Genomic DNA, 15,075 nt, shown 5'->3' on the forward strand with positions numbered 1-15,075 from the left:
TAACAGCACAACATGACTGAAACGACCGCATTCTCGCGATTAACTGCCAAGCGACAGGATCATCATTGAAGCTGTGTATGGTCGCTGAGGGAGCTGCCGATATATACCCACGATTTGGCAGGACCATGCAATGGGATATTGCTGCAGGCCATGCTGTTCTCAGCGCGGCTGGAGGAGTTTTACGGAATGTATGGGGCAGTGATTATCGCTATCGACAACCAGACATTGATGACCAAGAGAGCCTAGCCAACTCCTGGTTTATTGCCTTTGGCGATAAGCCGGAAGAGATATCTGCAGCATAGATCACTCGGACCGTGAGCGGCCCCTTTGCCCATCGCGCTTGAGCTCTTCGGGTACAGCCGCCATCACCGGTCGACCGCGTGAACGGCAGTTATTCACCCCCGCCTTGCCATTCCCGAGCTCCAATGACCGGCAGGTATCGAGGCCAAGTCGGTCATTACAAGCACCCGAGCATTTTCTGAAAGCAGACTCTTTTTCCTATGCCACCTGCTCGCGACACGCTGCCCCAAAGCGCGCGTCCACCAGATAAGGTCTCGGATCATTGAGGTGGCGCTGGCATCGAGGAAATCGAAGTCCTCGAGCCGCCGGTCGCCGCTGGCGACCGCCAGATACTGCTCCATCCCGATATGAACGGCATTGCGCAGAGGGGCGATCTGGAGCTCCACGCAGATGAGACGAAGTTGCTCGATCGCGCGCGCGGCGCCGACACCGCCATAGCCGAGGAACGTCGCTGGCTTGCGGTTGAACTCGTGATAGGCGTAGTCGAGCGCGTTCTTGAGCACGCTTGGTACGCTCCGGTTGTACTCGGCCGTTACGAAAATAAAGCCGTCCATCTCCGCCACCTTCGCTGCCCATGCGCGAGCTTCGGCGCACCTGGGCGGTGCATAGGCGGGCGAAGTCTGCTCATCAAAGAACGGCATCGGATAATCCCTCAGGTCGAGAACTTCGGCACTGATCTGAGGAAACATTGCGAGATGCTGGAGCAGCCACTGGGTCGGTTTATCGGCAAAACGCCCCTCCCGCGTGGTGCTGATGATGATGCCGATGCGAAGCTTTTGCATGTGTGGATTCCTTTATGAAGTGAGGCGTCTTTATCGCCAGCGGAAAAGTAGGCGGAGAAGGAGGAGGCCATCGCGAAGCACTGGCGGGGCACGCCGCCACCTCCGCGACCTTGCCGTACGATGGATGCCGAAGATTACGGTGAGCGCGAATTGCCAGCCATTCCTTCATTCTCTTCATCGGCTGGTGTCCGATTGGAAACCAGGGCCGCCGCACCAATCGAAAGGCCAAAGAGTGCCAAAGCCAGCAAGAAGACTTTTGATGTCGCTTCGCCAAAGCCCTGGCGGACCGGCGCGGCGAGTGCGGCGTCTAGATTTTCGAGGAAGCCGGTATCGTTGAGGTCCAGCCTGCCTAGTCCGCGTGCCGCAGCGACAACTTTCTGGCTTGCATCGTCGGAAGCAGCAGCGAGCAGCACACTGTCTTTCAGTACAGGCAGCGCCTGATGCACGGATTGGTCTGCGAAACGGAACAGAACCAGCGTGCCGAGCACAGCGCCCACTGCCCCGCCCAGTTGGCGACCGAAGCCGTAGAGACCGTTGGCGAGACCGAGCATTGACGACGGCACGGCGTTCTGCATGGCGATGAGCAGGATTTGCAGCGCCATTCCCATACCCGCACCATGCAACATAACAACGCCCACGAGCAGCCAGATCGGAGAGTCACGGTCAGCGAATGCCCAACCGATAGAGGCAAAGATCAGCAGAACGCGATAGCGTCCGCTGGCAACGGCCAAGCGGTCCGCCAGCAACGCGGCGACTGTCGTCATCAGGGATTGCGGCACGAGCAGCAGTCCCGCAACCGTGGGCGGAAAACCCTTTACGATCTGCAGGTAGAGCGGCACCACCGCTGCGGCGACGAACAACGCCATGCCGAGCGTGATGTTGAGCCCATTGAGCGCGAGGAAAGCACGATGCTGAAACAGGCGCGGAGGCAGCAACGCGTCGTCACCCTTAAATAATTGTACCCGGACGAGCAGAGCAAGCGAGACCAATCCGACAGCCATCAGACCCAATGTGACTGGTACCGGTCCGCTCCGCATGCCCAAATCGAATGCGACAAGCAAGGGCGTGACCGAAAGGCCCATCAAAGCCGCACCCGCAAGGTCCACTGGTCTTCCCTCGCGCCCGGCCTTGCGCGGCGCGAACGCTGCTACGGCGAGCAGGGGCAGAAGTCCCAGCGGCAAATTTATGAGAAACATCCAGCGCCACCCGGCAAAGCCGCTGATCTCGTCCATCCCGGCAAAAAACCCGCCGAGCGCGGGGCCCAGTAGCGAGGCGGTGGTAAAGACCACACCCGACCAGGCGGCATAGCGGGTGCGCAGTTCGGGTGAGAGCATGTCAGCCATGATAGTCAGCGCCAGTGTCATTAGCCCACCTCCACCGAGCCCCTTCACTGCACGCCACAGGGCAAGATCAAGCATCGAACCGGAAAGGGCGCAAAGCGCTGATCCAGATAGAAATAAGCCGAGCGCAGCCATGTAAATCCGGCGCCCGCCGAAGCGATCGGCGAGACGGCCGTAAAGCGGCGCGGTGATGGTGGACGCGATGACATACGATGATGTGGCCCAGCCCTGAAAGCTCAGCCCGCCGAGTTGGTCCGCAATTGTGCGCAGCGCCACGGTCATGATCATGAAGTCGAGTGCGGAGATAAAGAGGCCAAGCATTAGCGCTGCGATTACAAGCCGCGCACGCAAGTCAAGACGCCCGGAGGTCAGAGAAACCGTGGAAGCCATTGAAATTTCTCTACTATCAAGGAATTAGAACGGCAATCTTGCCGGGCCCATGCCCCGTCTCGACTTCGCGATGGGCCTCGGCGATGGCCTCAAGCGGGTAGGTCTTGCGGATATGCACAATGAGCTCGCCCGCGGCGGCCAGCTCCATCAGCTTTGCGAGTCGTGTTCCGTTGCGCTCGCCCACGGGCCATTGCACGCCGAGTTCCTTGTAGCGCTTATAGTCGCGGATGGTCGCGATGCGGGCTTTGTCAGTGCCGAGTGCAATAGTGATGTCGAGTGCTTCCCCGCCTGCGCAATCAAGGACAACGGAGACGCTTTCGGGCGCGGCAGCCTCGATGCGATCTTTCAACCCTTCGCCATAGATGATCGCTTCGGCACCCAGTGCACGCAGATAGCCCTGATTGCGCGCGCTGCCCGTAGCGAGGACGCGGGCCCCGGCGAGGACGCCGAGTTGGACTGCGATGGACCCAACACCGCCCGAGCCACCATGGATGAGAAAGGTGTCACCGGACCTGACCTTGAGGAACTCGACCGCCATGTGCGCGGTTTGCCCCGTTCCGCCTAAATAGGCAGCTTGTGCAAAGCTGAGATTTGGTGCGATGCGGGCGATGTCGGTGGCTGGCACGGAAAGATACTCCGCGGCGCAGCCGAAGGTGTGCCGACCCGAGACGCGGTCGCCAACGGTAAAGCCGTCAACGTCAGCGCCCATCGCTACGATCTCACCGGCGAACTCGTTGCCGGTAATGACCGGCAATCGCACCTCTGCCGTGCTGGGCATCCAGCCCGCGCGTGCAGCGACATCGAAAGGCTGCACCGCGCTCGCGTACACGCGCACCAGCACGTCCTTCGAGCCGATCTTCGGCATTGGCATCTCGGCAACCTCAAGCACATTGGCCGGGCCGAACTCACGGAAAATAGCGGCGCGCATGATCTCAACACTCCTGTCAGTTTCCAGGAGAAGATGCAGGCGCGAAGAACCGTCCGGAAGTGGGTTATTTGGGAAGCTTTATCCTCCCTGATGGACAATCAGCGATTTATCTCCAGCGCTTCGACCAAAAAATCGATGAATAACCGAGCTCGACGCGGTAGTGCGTACTGGCGTGCATAGAGGACATGGACGGGGAAGCTCGTCGTCTTCCACTCGGGCAGCATGACCACCAGCCCGGAGGCGTCGGTGTTATCGAGGGTTAGCGCCGTCGGCAGCAGCGCAACACCCATGCCGCGCTGAGCCTGATGACGAATGGCAGTCATCCGATTGGCCCGAATGCGACCTCGACAATCTAGCAGATGTCGCTCGCCACCTTCATGGAACAGCTCGACGGAATGCTCCGCAGCAAATCCTATCACATCGCGCGGATTGAGCTCGTGTGGATGACGGATGGGATGAGCAGCAGCATAGCTGGGGCTCGCCATCAATTGCCTGGCGATGCTGCCGAGCGGTCGAGCAATGAGCGAAGATGAATTGTCAAGCTCCCCAAGCCTGAGCGCCAGGTCGAAGCGTTCCGCGATGAGGTCCACCCGTCGCTGGCCGAGTTCTAGTTCGATCTCGATCTCTGGGTAAGCCATGAGGAAATCTGCGATGGCATTTCCGATCGGACCTTCGCCCATATTGGTCGCCGCTGCGATGCGCAGTTTTCCCCGTGCCTCGGTCTGGCTGCCCCGCAATGCTCGCTCTGCCGCCTCGATCTCCTCGAGGCTGCGTCGGGTTACCTCGAAGAAGTCCTGACCGACATTGGTGAGTTGCAGGCTCCGGGTTGTGCGCTTTATTAGCGAGACGCCCAATCGGGCCTCCAGCTCCGCGATGCGTGCGCTCACTGTCGATCTAGGAACCCCTGTCGCGAGCGAAGCTTTGGCAAAGCTGCCGGATTCGATTACCTTTATGAATATGGCGATTGCATCGAGACCCGACGTTGCCATGCGTTCTTACCCTCCACGGCGACTTTCAGACCGCCTTGTTGTTTCAATACCCAGCCTAAATGCACGGCGCGGCAGCATCTGAAACAAAGTCGGCGATCGCATGAAAAGGATCATTCTGTTGTCGGCGCTCCAGCCAAAATAATCGCTCCAACTTATGGTGCCTGATGTATCTTTGGTAGATGCTGAATAGCCTTGCTCGCCCCAGGCCGCCTCGACTGGGTAGTGCAGGGTCTTTTGTTGTCTATGGGTCCGACGCGCCCGATACGGCAGCACGACAAAATAGCTCAATAGCGGCAGGCAGGCCACGGCGATCATGGCGCCGATCGCAGCGCTGGTGACTGTAGGCTCGATCCCCGAGAGGACTATCGCCGCAACGCAGAGCAACAAAAGCACTGCCATGAACAGCTTGGGCATGAGGCTGCACACCCAGTATTGCCGCATATGGAGGCGCAGGGCGTCCGCATAGTCTTCGGAGGAGATCGTGAAGCTGACCATCAGATCAATACGGTGTTTGCTGCGAATCGTGTCAATGCCTACGATAACCGAGCAGTCCGGGTCGCGCCTAGGCATAAGCGGACAGGCAGCACTCGGCGCAATTGTGGCCATTAAACCATCTCCCGCCGCTGCGCGAAAACAGACAATCGCTTTCGCTGGGTGAAGTGTGTCACACTCTCCAGTATTGCGGATTGTTGCGAAAGAATGCAGCTTGAGACCATGAACGAAGTGTGGACCATCGATGACCGCCTTGAGCCGACTGAATTCGTGGGATTTGCCGAAGATCGATTTCCGCTCGAGCTCGCGGTTCGCGTGCTGGAAACTTTCTCCTCGCCCGGCGATACTGTCCTAGATCCATTCGTCGGCCTCGGCACTACCTTCGCCGCTGGATCGCAGACCGGGCGAAAGGTGATCGGTATCGAGGTAAATCCTGAACGCGTCGCACATCTACACAGGACGTTCGCACCGCCGCACATGGTAATTGCAAGCAGAGTGCAGGATGTCGAGGTTGCCTCGCTGCCGCCAGTAAGCCTGCTCTATTGTAGCCCTCCTTATCCAACCGTCCACCTGCGCGACGACCCGTGGGGTTCGACCTACTTTGAGGACATGCGAGACATATTTCAGCGACTCGCCACGCGGGTGCGGCCTGATGGTCACATGGTCATCGAAGTCTCTAATGTCAGGACCAAGGATGGCTTTCGACCGCTAGTTGCACAGTTCACTCAGTTACTCGGCGAAGTCTTCATCCAAACGGCAGAGATTATCCGCACGCACAACAGCGACTGGCCCGCTGGACCGGGGGTCAACTGGAGCGCAATGCTGGTTTTCACGCCCAATCCTCCTAAGACGCATCGTCACGAATAGCCTTGGACAACGAATGCCGAAAAGCCGCCATCATCGGGCGCTAAGCGTCCGTGCAACGCTTGAACGGCTACAGAATTGGAAGGATCGCCGTTGGCTATCACGGGATTAAACCACGTCACATTGGCGGTAACCAACGTTCAGCGGTCTCTTGCTTTCTACCGCGATGTCCTTGGTTTTAATGTCCGAGCAGTGTGGCCGGATGGTGCCTATCTGGAGGCTGGCGACCTCTGGCTTTGCCTATCGAAGGATCAGCACGCGCGGTCCACTCCTCACCCAGATTATACCCATATTGCGTTCAGCGTTTCTGATGACGCCTACGCTGGCTTGCATGACCGGATAAGCACCCAAGCCACTATCTGGAGGGAGAACCGTAGCGAAGGCGCTTCTACCTATTTCCTCGACCCAGACGGACACAAGCTCGAAATTCATCTGGGGTCGCTGGAAACGCGGCTGGCACATTATCGCGCCAACCCGGAGAAGGGCGTCGACGTTTTCGGCGGATAGTTCGCCTTAATTGTCGGCTTTTCAATCTGCGGCGCCAGAAGCTGCCAATCCGGTCTCCAGCCCAATTTCAGACAATCGGCAAGCGCCGCAAGCGGTACGAATCCCAGCCAGCCACCAAGCAAGGAGTTGGCTCACCACAGTTCTTACGGCGTGAGTTCGACAGACTGCAGGCCGGCGGCGCATTCATTTTTTGCAATGCCGACTCCAGGCTTCATGTACTGGAAAGTCCCGTTTCCCGGCACTTTCTGGCCCGACCGATGTGCATGATTTTCCGCTTAGCATTTCAATTTTGTCCGCTTAGCGCTTCAATTGAAATCCTTAGTCAAAAACGACAAAGCCCCTCCCCTGCCCCGAATTCTGGCCTCGCAGGACACAAACCTACTTTCCTACTCTACTGTTTTTGCGTGCCTTTTTTTACGATACGGAAGCTATACTGTGATTACGTTCCGTTACTCGGACGCAATTTCTCGCGCGCGTACTATATAGAAACGCCAGGGCTCTCAGAGTGTACAACGGGACGGCCGTCGATGCTGAGATCGACGAGAGAGCCCGTTTTCCGGGCACTTTTGAGCGATGGGGAGGGCAGTCAATGCCTTAAAAGACGTTTACAAACGATCGACTGATGACGCTGGTTGCCGGCATGCACTCGGCCAATCCTGACCTCACCTTGCGCGAGATCGCTACTCAGCTGGAGCGTTTGCATGAAAGAACGCCCCGCGGCGGAACCAAATGGGCGGCGTCTCCGGTCAAGAACCTGCTCGATCGGGCGAGGAGGCTGGGGTTGGTGGAAGACAGACAGGAAGTGAACCAGGCCCTTCTGTAGCGGCCAAATTTATGTCTGCCTATAGCCTCGCCGCATCTTGCTCTCGGCAAGCTTTTGCGCGGCCTGTCGAGCCCTCTCCAAACTCTCAGCCAGATCCTTCCTGGTCTGGCATGATCGCCCGATACGCCCCCACCTCCGTATGAGGAGCCATTGGCCGAAAAGGTCTTTCTCGTAACGCATGGAGTAGAAGCGCCGCATGTTGCGCTCAGGATCAATGCGGACAAGGTCGATGCCGTGATCTGCATTGCTTTCACCCGCCATTTTCGCCGCTCCGAATTCGAGAAGCGAATCATGATCGAACGTGAATCCCCGTGCAAGCCCAGAGAGTTATCAGCTGTCGGCCGTATATCTGTCATTTCGGCTTCTCAAGACTTTGACGCAGCGCATCCGAGACTGGCACCGTGGATTGTCGCCGCTCCTCAGCATCCAGATGCTGCCTGGCAAGATCCCGTCGATCGCCGCCGATCTCGGAAACGCCACTACTGGCCTTGCTATCGAGATCGGCACGCAAGAGCGCCATGATCATTGGCCAGGTGGTGAACTTTCCGTCTCGCACTCGGTCTGTCAGCCTGCGCAGATAACCGCCGGCATCGTTGATCTGCGCGCCTTTCTGGTAAATCGCAGCCAGAGTGATCGCCGCTTGCCGCTCTCCCATCGCCTCTGTCGCATCACGCCATGCGCTTGGATTGATGCCCAACATCGGTGGTGCTATTTCTGCCGCGGCCAGGAAATCACGCCAATGCCGGACTTCTCTACCAGCGGCCAGGTCTTTCAGTCCGGGACACGCATCGAGAACAATCCCCAAAGGCAAATCTCTTTGCGACAAGCTCCTGATGTCGCCGTTTTCCTCATCGCTGCCGCTCGCTTCATATATATTTCTGGAGCCGTTTTGTCGGGTTTTTATTCTCCGGGCAGCGTCTCGTTGGGATCGATCACACCCTTGCGGATGGCAAAGCAGCCATAAAACCGCCGTTCCTGGGTCTGGATAATTGCGAAGGCCTTTTTGGCGCGTTCGTAAAACGCGAAGCGCTCGACACCCATCATTGTAACGCCGCCCGGCTCGGTGACGTCGAGAACCTCACGTTGAACTTCGGTGATTTCCTCGGGCTTACCCACCACCTCCATGCGCGCCAGCGCATCATCGACAAAAGTGTCGACGGGCATGACCGAAAGCACGGCCTTGACGGCACGCGCCGTGCCGCAACCTATGCGGATGGGACGACCAAAGATCGTGCCGCGTGCCATGGTTTCGGCGGGGAAGTTGGCATCGGCAATGATGAGATCATCGCCATGGCCCATTGCACGCAGGACATAAAGCGCGTCCGCATCGAGAACCGGATCGAGACCCTTGAGCATATCTTTTTCTCCTAGAGAAGTCCGGCCTTGGCCAGATCCCGCATCAAATGGCTGGCACCATAGGACCAGGGCGCACATTGGGTGGAAAGCTGTACGCGGTTCTTGAGCGTACCGAGCGCCGGAGTGGAGATCGCCACCACATCGCCAAGTTTGTGGGTGAAGCCGCCGCCTTTGGTATCGCGGTCCTTGATGGGTGCGAACATGGTGCCGAGATAGAGCACGAAGCCATCCGGATATTGATGATGGCTGCCTACGGTTGCCGCAACGAGCTTTTCAGGCGGCCGGGAGATTTCGCTCATGGAGCTGGCACCGTCGAGCACAAAGCCGTCTTCGCCTGTGACTGTCATCGTCAGTTCAAGCGCCTTGACATCATCGAGACCGAAACCGGAATCGAAAAGGCGAATGAAGGGACCGAGTGCAGCGGATGCATTATTGTCCTTGGCCTTGCCCAAGAGCAGGGCCGAACGGCCCTCGACATCGCGCAGATTGACGTCATTGCCCAGAGTGGCACCGACAATTTCCCCTTTCGAGGAAACAATAAGAGCCACTTCCGGCTCGGGATTGTTCCATTTGGAAACCGGGTGCAGACCAACATCGGCACCGAAGCCGACGCTCGCCATGGGCTGGCATTTGGTGAAAATCTCCGCATCCGGGCCGATACCGACTTCGAGATATTGCGACCAGACGCCTTTTTCGATCAGCGCCTTTTTCACCTCCATTGCCGCGTCCGAACCCGGCTCGATCTGAGACAGATCGGCGCCGACAAGCGCGGTGATTTCATTGCGCAGGTCCGCCGCCTTGGAAGGGTCTCCGGCGGCCTGCTCCTCGATCACGCGTTCGAGCAGGCTGACAACAAAGGTGACGCCCGAGGCCTTTACTGCCTGAAGATCGACCGGAGAGAGCAGATAAGGCCTTGAACCGTCGCGCGCACCGTTCCAGCTTTCATCGAGAATATCGGACAATGGACCAATGTGACGACCCTTTATGCTTTCAACATAGGCTGCCGGATTGCCCAGTTCGCAGATATCGCGCGAGGTTGGCGCGTCGGCTGTGGTGATGTCGAAAATTTTCCTGTCGCGAACGGTGACGAGCCGCGGGTGGGTGCATCCGGGAATAAATGCCCGCCCCAACAAAACACCTTCCGATGGCACCAGATCTTCTGTCATAGCTGTCCTCCAAACTGGCCGTGTTGGATCACGCAGCCTTTGTTGCTGTCAAGCATGTTAGTTCCGCACCTACTTGCGCTGCCCATCGCAAGCCGATACCCATGCGGCCGGAGACTGTTGCGCGAGCTTGGGGAAAAGCACCTGACATGAACAAGACGATTTTTGTGCTGAATGGGCCGAATCTCAACCTTCTTGGCGTCCGCCAGCCGCATATTTACGGGTACGACACGCTCGATGACGTGAAAAAGGGCTGCGCCGAAGTGGCAAGCGAATTCGGGCTGGACGTCCGGCTCGAGCAGAGCAATTGGGAAGGCCAGCTCATCGACTGGATTCATGAGGCGCGGACGACTGCCTGCGGCATCATTATCAATCCGGCCGCCTTTACCCATACATCGGTTGCCATTCGCGACGCGCTGGCAACATGCGAAATGCCGCTATTTGAAGTGCATATTTCAAACGTGCATGCGCGCGAGGCCTTCCGGCACCATTCCTATGTGTCCGATATCGCCACCGGCGTTATCGCGGGTTTCGGGGTCGAGGGCTATGTGCTGGCGACGCGGCGGCTTTGTGGGCTTGTGACTAAGCCATAAGCTCTGCTCGCCTCACTTCATGCATGGCGCGATCTAAAAGTTCTTCATGCGCAGATGCGGGATGCCCGCGTCCATGAAAATCTCGCCATAAGCGTTGAACCCCAGCCGCTCGTAAAAGCCGGTCTTGTCGGCCTGACTTTCCAGATAGCAACGGGGTTGGCCCTGATCCTTGGCATGGTCGATTGCGAACCGGATCAGTTGCGCGCCGATATTTTTGCCCCGATGAGACCGGGCAACGGCGACCCGACCGATCTTGGCATAGTCACTTTTCCAGAGAATGCGCAGAACGGCAACCACCGCACCATCGGCAATGCCAACAATGTGGGTGGCAGTCAAATCGTCGGCGTCATGCTCCAACTCTTCGGGCACGTTCTGCTCAAGAATGAAAACCTCGCGACGCAATGCAAATCCGAGATTGCATAGCGGGGAAAATACGGGCACAGGCAGGAGTGTGAGCGGCGATGTGATCATGAACCGTATCTACTGCGGCATGGCAGTCTTGGCCAGAGTGATTGCATCGATCTCCCACAATGGTTGTATCGCTGCTCACGACTACTACCATAAGCACGATTGAGACCCGAAAACGTGCTGCACAAAGCTGGGCGTCGTTATGTTTGGAGCCCGCTTTGCCCGCATCCTGTTTGCGGGACGGGTTTGAACGACAGGGGGCATTCGTGTTCAGGAGTTTCGTTATAAATCCGCCGGTCTTTTTCGGATCGGTGGCGATAATCACAGTGTTTCTTTTGATCGGGCTTGTTTTTCCGGGCCGGGCAGAAGCAATTTTCACCGGATTGCAATCGGAAATTCTGGAGCGTTTCGGCTGGTTCTATCTGCTATCGGTCGGAATATTTCTTGCATCTGTTTTGCTGTTTTCACTCGGTAGATTCGGACGCCTGAAACTAGGCCCCGACGATTCGACCCCGGATTTTGGATATGTAAGCTGGATCGCGATGCTCTTTGCCGCCGGCATGGGGATCGGGCTGATGTTTTATGCAGTGGGCGAACCCATTACCCACTTTGCGCTGCCGCCAACGGCAGAGCCCGGCACGGTTGCCGCGATGCGGGAATCGATGAGCGTCACCTTCTTTCATTGGGGCATTCATGCCTGGGCAATCTACGCGGTCGTCGGCCTCTCGCTGGCGTATTTCGGCTATCGCTACAATCTGCCCCTCACCATCCGCTCCGGCCTCTACCCGCTGCTCAAGGACAAGATCAACGGACCGATCGGGCACGCGGTCGACATATTCGCCATTGTGGGCACGATGTTTGGCATTGCGACTTCACTGGGCCTGGGCGTTGCCCAGATCAATGCCGGGCTGAACTATCTTGTCGGCCTGCCGATAGCGCCGATGGTGCAGGTCGGCCTTATCGGGGCCATAACGCTTCTTGCGACGGTTTCAGTGGTTACGGGCCTCGACAAGGGCATTCGACGCCTCTCGGAAACCAATCTCATCGTTGCAATTTTGCTGATGTTGTTTGTGCTCACGGTCGGCCCAACCGCTGATCTCTTTCGCAGCTTTGTTCAGAATATCGGGCTTTATCTCGATACGCTCTTGCTGCGGACATTCAATATCTATGCCTATGAGCCGACCCCTTGGGTGGATAGCTGGACACTGTTTTATTGGGCCTGGTGGATTTCCTGGTCGCCCTTTGTCGGCATGTTCATCGCCCGGATTTCGCGTGGACGCACCGTGCGCGAGTTCGTGACGGCGGTGCTGTTTATCCCTGCAGGATTCACCTTTTTCTGGATGAGCGTTTTCGGCAATACGGCTTTTTTTGTCGACACCCAGATTGCCGGTGGCGCCTTGAGCGCTGCGGTTCTCGATGATGTGTCTGTAGGTTTGTTCCAGTTTTTCACCTACCTGCCCTTTACCGCGATAACGTCGGTACTTGCGATCATCCTCGTGGCGGTATTTTTCGTCACCTCATCGGATTCCGGCTCACTGGTCGTCGATACGATCGCGTCGGGTGGCGAAACCCAGACAACGACCGGGCAGCGGGTCTTCTGGTGCGGCGGCGAAGGCGTGGTTGCCGCCAGCCTTCTGCTTGCTGGCGGCCTCGGCGCCCTTCAGGCCGCGACCGTTGCCAGCGCACTGCCCTTTTCGATGGTGATGCTGGTTCTGGTCTGGGCGCTTTACAAGGGCATGCGCGCCGATCTCGCACAGGCCGACGCTCAGGCTGGCAGCCAGGCGCAACCGGCGCAGCCTGCCTCGGGACTAACGTGGCAACGGCGCCTGGCGCTGATGCTGCATGCACCGACAGAAAAGGAAGTTGCCGACTTTATCGGAAAGGACGTGAAGGATGCGCTTGGACAAGTGGCAACCGAGTTGAGCAGGCGGGGCCGGGTTGCAGAGGTGAAAGTGCTGGAAGAAGGCAAGTCGGTGGAACTGTCCGCTCCTGCCGAGGGTATGCGCGATTTCGTTTACGGCATCATGCCATCAACCCAACCTTTGGCCGCGTTCTCGGCCTTTGAGGCAGCAAAGCCGGGCTTTCGCCATGAGGCACGGACCTATTTCTCCGATGGTAGCCGTGGCTATGACGTGATGGGGATGACCAAGGACCAACTGATTGCCGACGTTCTCGTACAGTTCGAGCGCTATTTGATGCTTGTGCAGTCGCCTGCCTCGCAACTTGTGACGGCCGCTCCTGAACACAGTGCAGAGCCCAACACCTAAACAGAAAAAAGCCCGGAGGTTTTCCGGGCTTTTTTTGGTTCATCCATGCTGGCGCAATCAGGCAAAAACGCTGGCGCCGCGATCGGCAGTGCCGACAAGGCGGCGGAACCCGGCGAACAGTTCGCGCCCCATGCCGAAATGCTCATGCTCGAGATTTTCCGTGGCCGGGGTGCGGGCAAGAAATGCGTGTTCGTCGCCAAGATAGGTGAGCGTGCCCGCTTCGGCATCGAGCCGGAGCAAGTCCCCTTCCCGGATTTTGGCAATCGGGCCACCATCGGCGGCCTCGGGGGTCATATGAATTGCCGCAGGCACCTTGCCCGATGCACCTGACATCCGACCATCGGTTACCATTGCAACCTTGATCCCGCGATCCTGCAGGATACCGAGGGTCGGGGTCAGCTTGTGCAATTCAGGCATACCAACAGCCTTGGGCCCTTGGAAGCGGATGACCGCAATAAAATCATCCGTCAACTCGCCGGCCTTGAAGGCATCGATCAGCCCTTGCTGGGTGTGGAACACCTTCGCTGGGGCCTCCACAACACGGTTTTCCGGCTTAACCGCCGAAATCTTGATAACCGATTTTCCGAGATTGCCCGACAGCAGCTTGAGCCCACCATTTGACGCAAAAGGTTCGCTGGCCTTGGTCAGCACCTTGGGCTGGCCGCTTTCCTTTGGCGCTGGCTCAAAGGTCAACTCGTCGTCGATATAACGCGGCTCCTTGGTATAGGCCTCCAGCCCCTTGCCCCAGACGGTTGAAACATCCTCGTGCAGATAGCCTGCATCGAGCAGTTCGCGGATTAAAAAGCCCATGCCGCCAGCGGCGTGGAAATGGTTCACATCGGCCAATCCGTTTGGATAAACACGGGCCAGAAGCGGCACGACATCGGAAAGCGCCGACATGTCATCCCATGTGATGTGAATGCCGGCGGCGGCCGCCATAGCGACCAAATGCATTGTATGATTTGTCGAGCCGCCAGTTGTCAGCAGGCCAACAAGACCATTCACAATCGCCTTTTCATCGATGATATGGCCGACCGGGGTATATTCATTGCCCTGCGCGGTAATCGCCAGTGCGCGCTTTGTGGCTGCGCGCGTCAGCGCATCACGCAGGGGCGTGCCTGGATTGACAAAACTGGCGCCAGGCAGATGCAGGCCCATGATTTCCATCAGCATCTGGTTGGAATTGGCCGTACCATAAAAGGTGCAGGTGCCGGGGCCGTGATAGGATTTGCTCTCGGCTTCGAGCAATTCGGCCCGGCCCACCTTGCCTTCCATGAACAATTGGCGCACGCGCGCCTTTTCGTCATTGGGCAGGCCAGTCGTCATGGGGCCGGCCGGTATGAAAACGGCCGGCAAGTGCCCGAAGGTCAGCGAAGCGATCAAAAGGCCCGGTACGATCTTGTCGCATATGCCTAGAAATACAGCAGCGTCGAACATGTTGTGCGACAGACCGACCGCAGCGGCCATGGCAATCACATCTCGGGAAAAGAGCGAGAGATCCATGCCGGTCTGGCCCTGGGTGACGCCATCACACATTGCGGGCACGCCCCCTGCAACCTGAGCCACAGCACCAATTTCCAACGCGGTCTGCTTGATGAGCGCCGGATAAGTCTCATAGGGCTGATGGGCCGAGAGCATATCGTTGTATGAGGTGATGATGCCCAGATTGAGCGCCTGATCTCCCGCCAGTGCTGCCTTGTCATGAGGCGAACACGCCGCGAAGCCATGCGCAAGGTTGCCGCATGAAAGGGCGGTGCGATGCACACCCTGTGCATGAGCTTTGTCCAGCCGGTCGAGATAATTGCGTCGAGAGATTTCCGACCTGGCTGCGATGCGGTCGGTCACGTCCTTGATGGCAGTCTTGACGGTCATG

Annotated in this window: 16 protein-coding genes and 1 pseudogene; 6 read left to right on the top strand and 11 right to left on the bottom strand. The window is 57.9% G+C overall.

All coding sequences use genetic code 11. The annotated features are described in order from the left end of the window. Positions 1–77: 77 nt before the first annotated feature. The gene (locus tag EO133_RS20755; protein WP_188681846.1) at positions 78–302 is read left to right on the top strand and encodes an inositol monophosphatase family protein; all 225 of its coding nucleotides are present in this window, start codon (positions 78–80) and stop codon (positions 300–302) included. Positions 303–395: 93 nt separating this feature from the next. Here EO133_RS20755 and EO133_RS13925 read toward each other — a convergent pair whose 3' ends face one another. From EO133_RS13925 to EO133_RS13945, 5 genes are all read right to left on the bottom strand, one after another. Continuing rightward, on the bottom strand, positions 396–1,082 hold the full coding sequence (locus EO133_RS13925; RefSeq protein WP_127073256.1) for an NADPH-dependent FMN reductase: 687 nt from the start codon (positions 1,080–1,082) through the stop codon (positions 396–398). A gap of 134 nt (positions 1,083–1,216) precedes the next feature. Beyond that, positions 1,217–2,812, bottom strand: a complete 1,596-nt coding sequence (locus EO133_RS13930; protein WP_127073257.1) for an MFS transporter — start codon at positions 2,810–2,812, stop codon at positions 1,217–1,219. 16 nt (positions 2,813–2,828) lie between these two features. Next, entirely contained in the window at positions 2,829–3,740 is a 912-nt protein-coding gene (locus EO133_RS13935; RefSeq protein ID WP_127073258.1) for an NADP-dependent oxidoreductase, read from the bottom strand. Positions 3,741–3,838: 98 nt separating this feature from the next. Further along, positions 3,839–4,729: a LysR family transcriptional regulator gene (locus tag EO133_RS13940; protein ID WP_127073259.1), complete on the bottom strand. Its 891-nt coding sequence runs from the start codon at positions 4,727–4,729 to the stop codon at positions 3,839–3,841. 6 nt (positions 4,730–4,735) lie between these two features. Further along, complete coding sequence (locus tag EO133_RS13945; RefSeq protein WP_127073260.1) at positions 4,736–5,335, bottom strand: YcxB family protein; 600 nt, start codon at positions 5,333–5,335, stop codon at positions 4,736–4,738. A gap of 93 nt (positions 5,336–5,428) precedes the next feature. Between EO133_RS13945 and EO133_RS13950 the strand changes: the two genes are divergently transcribed. From EO133_RS13950 to EO133_RS13960, 3 genes and pseudogenes are all read left to right on the top strand, one after another. Further along, positions 5,429–6,088, top strand: coding sequence for a DNA methyltransferase (locus tag EO133_RS13950; RefSeq protein WP_127073261.1), 660 nt, complete (start codon positions 5,429–5,431; stop codon positions 6,086–6,088). 90 nt (positions 6,089–6,178) lie between these two features. Next, positions 6,179–6,592, top strand: a complete 414-nt coding sequence (locus tag EO133_RS13955; protein WP_371870901.1) for a VOC family protein — start codon at positions 6,179–6,181, stop codon at positions 6,590–6,592. Between the two features lie 613 nt (positions 6,593–7,205). Continuing rightward, positions 7,206–7,415, top strand: a pseudogene (locus tag EO133_RS13960) (recombinase family protein); the annotation flags it as partial. Between the two features lie 9 nt (positions 7,416–7,424). Here EO133_RS13960 and EO133_RS13965 read toward each other — a convergent pair. The 4 genes from EO133_RS13965 to EO133_RS13980 all read right to left on the bottom strand — a co-directional run bounded on the left by EO133_RS13965 (position 7,425) and on the right by EO133_RS13980 (position 9,937). Beyond that, positions 7,425–7,676 carry a WGR domain-containing protein gene (locus tag EO133_RS13965; protein ID WP_127073262.1) on the bottom strand — a complete coding sequence of 84 codons (252 nt, stop codon included), beginning with the start codon at positions 7,674–7,676 and terminating at the stop codon, positions 7,425–7,427. A 91-nt stretch (positions 7,677–7,767) separates the two neighbouring features. Continuing rightward, positions 7,768–8,241, bottom strand: a complete 474-nt coding sequence (gene repC, locus EO133_RS13970; protein WP_244640605.1) for a replication initiation protein RepC — start codon at positions 8,239–8,241, stop codon at positions 7,768–7,770. Between the two features lie 74 nt (positions 8,242–8,315). Continuing rightward, positions 8,316–8,771 (bottom strand): RbsD/FucU family protein, encoded by a 456-nt coding sequence (locus EO133_RS13975; protein ID WP_127073264.1) that lies wholly within the window; start codon positions 8,769–8,771, stop codon positions 8,316–8,318. 11 nt (positions 8,772–8,782) lie between these two features. Continuing rightward, complete coding sequence (locus tag EO133_RS13980) at positions 8,783–9,937, bottom strand: fumarylacetoacetate hydrolase family protein (RefSeq protein WP_127073265.1); 1,155 nt, start codon at positions 9,935–9,937, stop codon at positions 8,783–8,785. A 146-nt stretch (positions 9,938–10,083) separates the two neighbouring features. On the opposite strand from EO133_RS13980, the gene aroQ reads away from it, so the two are divergent. Next, a complete protein-coding gene (aroQ, locus tag EO133_RS13985; protein ID WP_127073266.1) occupies positions 10,084–10,527 on the top strand; it encodes a type II 3-dehydroquinate dehydratase in 444 nt (147 codons plus the stop codon). A gap of 33 nt (positions 10,528–10,560) precedes the next feature. Here aroQ and EO133_RS13990 read toward each other — a convergent pair whose 3' ends face one another. Next, entirely contained in the window at positions 10,561–10,998 is a 438-nt protein-coding gene (locus EO133_RS13990) for a GNAT family N-acetyltransferase (protein ID WP_127073267.1), read from the bottom strand. A 203-nt stretch (positions 10,999–11,201) separates the two neighbouring features. Here EO133_RS13990 and EO133_RS13995 point away from each other — a divergent pair, with 203 nt between their 5' ends. Beyond that, positions 11,202–13,202: a BCCT family transporter gene (locus EO133_RS13995; protein WP_127073268.1), complete on the top strand. Its 2,001-nt coding sequence runs from the start codon at positions 11,202–11,204 to the stop codon at positions 13,200–13,202. A 57-nt stretch (positions 13,203–13,259) separates the two neighbouring features. Here EO133_RS13995 and edd read toward each other — a convergent pair whose 3' ends face one another. After that, positions 13,260–15,074 (bottom strand): phosphogluconate dehydratase, encoded by a 1,815-nt coding sequence (gene edd, locus EO133_RS14000; RefSeq protein WP_127073269.1) that lies wholly within the window; start codon positions 15,072–15,074, stop codon positions 13,260–13,262. Between the last annotated feature and the right edge of the window lies 1 nt (position 15,075).

This window comes from Pelagibacterium lentulum, from assembly GCF_003992625.1.
Taxonomy (GTDB): domain Bacteria; phylum Pseudomonadota; class Alphaproteobacteria; order Rhizobiales; family Devosiaceae; genus Pelagibacterium; species Pelagibacterium lentulum.

Coding starts and splice junctions, on each gene's coding strand:
- EO133_RS20755 (WP_188681846.1), top strand. CDS start 78: ATGGTCGCTGAGGGAGCTGCCGATATATACCCACGATTTGGCAGGACC.
- EO133_RS13925 (WP_127073256.1), bottom strand. CDS start 1,082: ATGCAAAAGCTTCGCATCGGCATCATCATCAGCACCACGCGGGAGGGG.
- EO133_RS13930 (WP_127073257.1), bottom strand. CDS start 2,812: ATGGCTTCCACGGTTTCTCTGACCTCCGGGCGTCTTGACTTGCGTGCG.
- EO133_RS13935 (WP_127073258.1), bottom strand. CDS start 3,740: ATGCGCGCCGCTATTTTCCGTGAGTTCGGCCCGGCCAATGTGCTTGAG.
- EO133_RS13940 (WP_127073259.1), bottom strand. CDS start 4,729: ATGGCAACGTCGGGTCTCGATGCAATCGCCATATTCATAAAGGTAATC.
- EO133_RS13945 (WP_127073260.1), bottom strand. CDS start 5,335: ATGGCCACAATTGCGCCGAGTGCTGCCTGTCCGCTTATGCCTAGGCGC.
- EO133_RS13950 (WP_127073261.1), top strand. CDS start 5,429: ATGCAGCTTGAGACCATGAACGAAGTGTGGACCATCGATGACCGCCTT.
- EO133_RS13965 (WP_127073262.1), bottom strand. CDS start 7,676: ATGGCGGGTGAAAGCAATGCAGATCACGGCATCGACCTTGTCCGCATT.
- EO133_RS13975 (WP_127073264.1), bottom strand. CDS start 8,771: ATGCTCAAGGGTCTCGATCCGGTTCTCGATGCGGACGCGCTTTATGTC.
- EO133_RS13980 (WP_127073265.1), bottom strand. CDS start 9,937: ATGACAGAAGATCTGGTGCCATCGGAAGGTGTTTTGTTGGGGCGGGCA.
- aroQ (WP_127073266.1), top strand. CDS start 10,084: ATGAACAAGACGATTTTTGTGCTGAATGGGCCGAATCTCAACCTTCTT.
- EO133_RS13990 (WP_127073267.1), bottom strand. CDS start 10,998: ATGATCACATCGCCGCTCACACTCCTGCCTGTGCCCGTATTTTCCCCG.
- edd (WP_127073269.1), bottom strand. CDS start 15,074: ATGACCGTCAAGACTGCCATCAAGGACGTGACCGACCGCATCGCAGCC.